This is a genomic window from Sinomonas sp. G460-2 (assembly GCF_047759905.1).
Taxonomy (GTDB): domain Bacteria; phylum Actinomycetota; class Actinomycetes; order Actinomycetales; family Micrococcaceae; genus Sinomonas.
Genome location: NZ_JBKZWT010000313.1, coordinates 1 through 4,210, shown reverse-complemented (window position 1 = coordinate 4,210; position 4,210 = coordinate 1). Strand labels below are relative to the sequence as shown.

7 protein-coding genes are annotated in these 4,210 nt (G+C 67.9%); 4 read left to right on the top strand and 3 right to left on the bottom strand.

Translation table 11 applies throughout. The annotated features are described in order from the left end of the window. Together ACLN58_RS18795 and ACLN58_RS18790 are read right to left on the bottom strand one after the other, a co-directional pair. The coding region (locus tag ACLN58_RS18795) for an ATP-binding cassette domain-containing protein (protein ID WP_415856764.1) at positions 1–447 on the bottom strand (447 nt) is incomplete at its 3' end. Beyond that, positions 444–1,583 (bottom strand): ABC transporter permease, encoded by a 1,140-nt coding sequence (locus ACLN58_RS18790; RefSeq protein WP_415856763.1) that lies wholly within the window; start codon positions 1,581–1,583, stop codon positions 444–446. The genes ACLN58_RS18790 and ACLN58_RS18795, both read right to left, overlap by 4 nt. A 151-nt stretch (positions 1,584–1,734) precedes the next feature. Here ACLN58_RS18790 and ACLN58_RS18785 point away from each other — a divergent pair, with 151 nt between their 5' ends. The 3 genes from ACLN58_RS18785 (at position 1,735) to ACLN58_RS18775 (ending at position 2,601) form a co-directional block, all read left to right on the top strand. Beyond that, positions 1,735–1,941 carry a CopG family ribbon-helix-helix protein gene (locus ACLN58_RS18785; RefSeq protein ID WP_415856762.1) on the top strand — a complete coding sequence of 69 codons (207 nt, stop codon included), beginning with the start codon at positions 1,735–1,737 and terminating at the stop codon, positions 1,939–1,941. Further along, positions 1,938–2,324, top strand: a complete 387-nt coding sequence (locus ACLN58_RS18780; RefSeq protein ID WP_415856761.1) for a type II toxin-antitoxin system death-on-curing family toxin — start codon at positions 1,938–1,940, stop codon at positions 2,322–2,324. Before ACLN58_RS18785 ends, ACLN58_RS18780 begins: the two co-directional genes overlap by 4 nt. A 124-nt stretch (positions 2,325–2,448) precedes the next feature. Continuing rightward, positions 2,449–2,601, top strand: a complete 153-nt coding sequence (locus tag ACLN58_RS18775) for a hypothetical protein (protein WP_415856760.1) — start codon at positions 2,449–2,451, stop codon at positions 2,599–2,601. 111 nt (positions 2,602–2,712) lie between these two features. Here ACLN58_RS18775 and ACLN58_RS18770 read toward each other — a convergent pair whose 3' ends face one another. Beyond that, on the bottom strand, positions 2,713–3,426 hold the full coding sequence (locus ACLN58_RS18770) for a mechanosensitive ion channel family protein (RefSeq protein ID WP_415856759.1): 714 nt from the start codon (positions 3,424–3,426) through the stop codon (positions 2,713–2,715). A gap of 297 nt (positions 3,427–3,723) precedes the next feature. On the opposite strand from ACLN58_RS18770, the gene ACLN58_RS18765 reads away from it, so the two are divergent. After that, positions 3,724–4,210: hypothetical protein (locus tag ACLN58_RS18765; RefSeq protein ID WP_415856758.1), on the top strand; the 487-nt coding region annotated here is incomplete at its 3' end.

Genomic DNA, 4,210 nt, shown 5'->3' with positions numbered 1-4,210 from the left:
GGCGCGGAGGAGCGGCTCGGGGTCCAGGCGGTGGTTCCCGGCGAGTCGCGCCGCGAGGCGTAGCTGGTCTGCCGCGGTCAGGGCCGGGATGAGGTTGCCCGATTGGAACACGAAGCCGATGTTCTCGCGCCGGAAGCGGGCCGCCGCTCCGGCCCCGAGCCCCGAGACGTCGGTTCCCCGGACGCGCACCGAGCCCGACGTCGGGGCGGAGAGAAGCCCCGCGACGGCGAGCAGCGAGGACTTCCCCGAGCCGGACGGGCCGACGACGGCGGCGAACTCGCCCGGCTCGATGCGGAGCGAGACGGAGTCGAGGGCGCGGACGCTCGCCTCGCCGTCGCCGAGGTCGAGGACAACGTCGGTCAGGTCGAGGGCAGGGACGGGACGGGCGGGGGTAGGCGGGGCGGGGGTAGGCGGGGCGGGGGTAGGCGGGGCGGGATTGACGTTCATCGGTTTCCTCCGAGGGCTGTGAGGGGATCGACGCGGGCGATGCGCAAGATGGCGACGGCGGCGCCCGCGAGGCCGAGCCCGATCGTCAGGGCGGTCGCGACCGCGACGGGCGCCGGCTCGAGACTGAAGGGGGCCGTTGAGGGCATGAGGGCCCCGAGGACGACGGCGGCCCCGACGCCCAGCGCTGTGAACGCACCGAGCAGCATCGCGGCCTGCGCAAGGCCGTCCCTCAGGAGATAGCCGGCCGAGGCGCCGATGGCGCGCAGGACGGCGAGCTCGTGCTTTCGCTGGATGGTCCACACCGTGAAGAACGCGCCGACGACGAGCGAGCTGATCGCGTACAGGAACACCTGGATCATGGTGAGGGTGAGCGTCTCGGGCTGATAGCCGGGCGAGGCGTTGAACGCTTGGGGTTTGGTCATCGAGACGGTTCCGGCCCGCGCGTCGATCGCCGCGAGATCCGGCGTCGCGCCGGACGCGCCCTGGACCGCAACGGCGCTCGCGTAGCGATACGCGACGGCGTCGACCTGGGCTTGTGTCGGCGGGCCGGGCTTGGCGCCGCCGGACGCGATGAGGCGCCATGTGGCGAGGGGAAGGTAGGCGACGTTGACGTGTCCGAACGTCGCCTGGCCCTTCGTGAACCCGACGACGGTCAGCTCGACGCCGATTCGGTCGAGCGTGACGGTGCTCCCGAGGTCGAGCCCTTTGGCCCGCGCCGTCTCCGAGACGACGATCCCGGCCGGCCCGGACAGTCTCTCGCCTCGCGAGACGGCGGGAGAGAGGAAGCCCGAAGGCTCGGCGCCGAAGAGCGTCAGGTCGGTCTGCTGCCCGTTGGCCGTGCCGTGGACCGAGCTCACGCCCAGCGGTTCGGCCGCGGCGATGCCCGGCGCGTCCCTCCATGCGGCGAGCTGCTGGGGGTCGACGAGGGATCGACTGAACGCATTGTCGGTGATCGTGCCCTTGCTGAAGGCGAAGCTCGTGGCGGGCATCGAGCGCAGGCCGGATACGCCGTCGTTCGTGAGACCCGCAGCGAGCCCCGACAGCAGGACGACGAGAAGCGCGATGAGCGAGATCACGGCGCCCATGAGGGCGAACCGCCCTCGGGCAAAGCCCAGTTCGCGGAGTGCGAGAAACATGGAACCCCTTGGAGACATGTTGTCGATATCATGCTGACGAATCGTCAGTAACTTGACGACAGTATGTCCCCAAATGAACTCAGGAGTCAAAGCCCCGAAGTCACAGCGGCCGGGGACCGCCGCGGTGATACCAATTTGGTAGCATCAGGACATGCCGATGACCTTGAGACTCCCGGAGGAACTGGATCGCGAACTGGACCAGCTCGCCGCTGATCGCCATATGTCGAAGAATGCTCTCGTGGTCGAGGCGGCCCGTCAGTTTGTCGCAAGGAGCCGCCGCGAGGAGCTCATCGAGCGTGGCTTTCAGTTCGCCCTTTCGCACGATCGCGAGGCGCTCGAGCGACTGGCTGATGCGTGAGCCTCTTCCTCGAACTGGACGAAGCGCTCGCTCTCGTCGACAGGATGGGATTCCACGTACGCGATGCTGGGCTGCTCGGCTCAGCCCTCGCCCGTCCTTCCACGACCGTGATGGGCCAATTCGCATACCCCACACTGCCTCTTCAGGCCGCAGCTCTTCTCGAATCGGTGACGAGGAACCACGCGCTCATCGACGGCAACAAGCGCAGCGCCTGGGTCTTCGTCGTGGTCTTTCTTGCCTTGAACGGCGCGGAGCACGACATGATCCCTGACCGGGTCTTTGACCTCGTGGTGGGGGTGGCCGAGGGCAGCGTCGAACTCGAGGAGTCGGCTCAGACCCTGGCGGCGCATCTTCGACCGGCCGCGGAAATTCCGCCCGCCTGACGGCGTCTAGGGACTTTGGGCCCTGTAGCTGGGGCACCTCTTGTGGGGATCCTAGTCATTCACCACTTTTCACGGCTCCGGCCGAAAGAGCTCAGCGCGCCGTGGACCCGCCGAGAGGAGATCTGTGGATTCCGAACGCCGACACCGTCCGACCGATTCCGAAATCTTCACGCTGCAGGAACGCCTGCTTGCGTCCCTCATGAAAGCCGGCCTGAGCGAACAGCAGGCCCGCGCCCAGATAGCCCGGCTCTCCGCAGGGGATGTCTGGGGCGGCTGATCACCACCCCTTCACACAGCCGGCGCCAGCACGCGAACTCGACGAGGAGTTCGGGTGCCGGCGCCGGCTGACTTAATTGCGGGGCCCTCTGCGGACCCCGTGCGTTCGTGCTCAGTAGCGCTGTTCCGAGGCCTGGGGCTGATCCGCGTGCGAGCCGTCGCCCGCCGTGGGGAGACCATCCACCTCGCCCTCGGCGCGCGAAAGGTAGCCCTCCCAGCGGCGCGACATGGGGCCGACAAGCCCGCCGCCCACGCCGACGATTGCGATGCCAGCCGCCGTCGCGAGAACGGCGATGAGCACGGGCATCGTGACGGTGACCGCGATGTCCACCTGGTTCAGGGCCGCGATGACGCCGAGCGCGAGGATCGCAACATAAGTGATCGTGCCGAGCAGGCGGCCGAAGGACGCGCCCGACAGGGCGGAGGCGACGAGGCCGCGCACCGCGTTCGCGATTGCCGCGGTGACGACGACGATGACGAGCGCGACGGCGACCTTCGGGAGGAACGCGACGATCGTGGTGAGCAGGGTGCTGATCGGGTTGGGCCCAAACACGCCAAAGGCGAACTGCAGCACGAGCAGCACGATCGCGTAGTAGATCACCTTGACGATGAGGTCTGTCGGGTCGATAGCCGACTTCGCGAGCATCTGCTTGAGGCCGCCGCGCTCGACCAGCCGATCGAAGCCGAGGCGCCGAAGCACCATCAAGAGCCCCTTCGCGACGAGCCGGGCAACGAAGAGCCCCACGACCAGGATGACGATAAACAGCAGGAGTTTGGGAACGAAGTCGACCACCGTGCTCAGGCCGTTCGTGAGGGCATCTTGCATGTTAGGACTCCTCGGTTTTTTGCCGCGTGATGCGACGCAGATCACATGACCTTGCACGAAAGGAGAGAGCGCCACTGCCGGATCATGACGCCGCGAGCGCCAAACATTCTCGGCCAGCCCCGAGCCTGCCCTCGATCGGACGTGCGCGAGGCCTTGGCCGCAGAGTAGATTCGCGGGGATTGCACTGGACAGTTGCCCCGGGTAATCATAGAGTTTGTTTGGAGAAAACTCGGCAGTAACTTTCCGCGGGTTTCGGGGAATTTGAGATTCGAGGTCTCAGAATCGACAAGGGGGAGCATGCGCGTTACGCCATTCCGCGCCATCGCTCTCTTGCGCTACGCACTCATCGCCGCAGGCCTAGGTTTTGGCTGGCTCCTGCTCTCTGGCGCGGCTGCCTCCGCCTCGAGCGATCTGCTCGGCGCGCCGGTCACTTCCGCCGTCGCGGCGGTGACCGCGCCGGCCAAGGTAGTCACCTCCACGGTCGGTGCGCCCATCCCGACCACGGCTTCCAGCGTCACGGCGCCGGTCGATCGCACCACCGCGACCATCGTCCCCGCCGTGCCGCACGCGCTGGGCACCGCGGGCACGGCAGTCCAGCAGACGACGACGGCGCTCGCCACCGTCGTCGAATCGACCCCCGCTGGTGTGGCTCCTGTCCTCACCGGCCCGCTCGCTCCGCTCTCCCCCGCCGTCGACAAGGCCGCTTCGGGGGCTGGCCAGGCGATCGCAAGCCTCGGCACCGCCGTCGGCACGGTGGTTGGCGCCCCCGCTCCGGCGAGCGCCA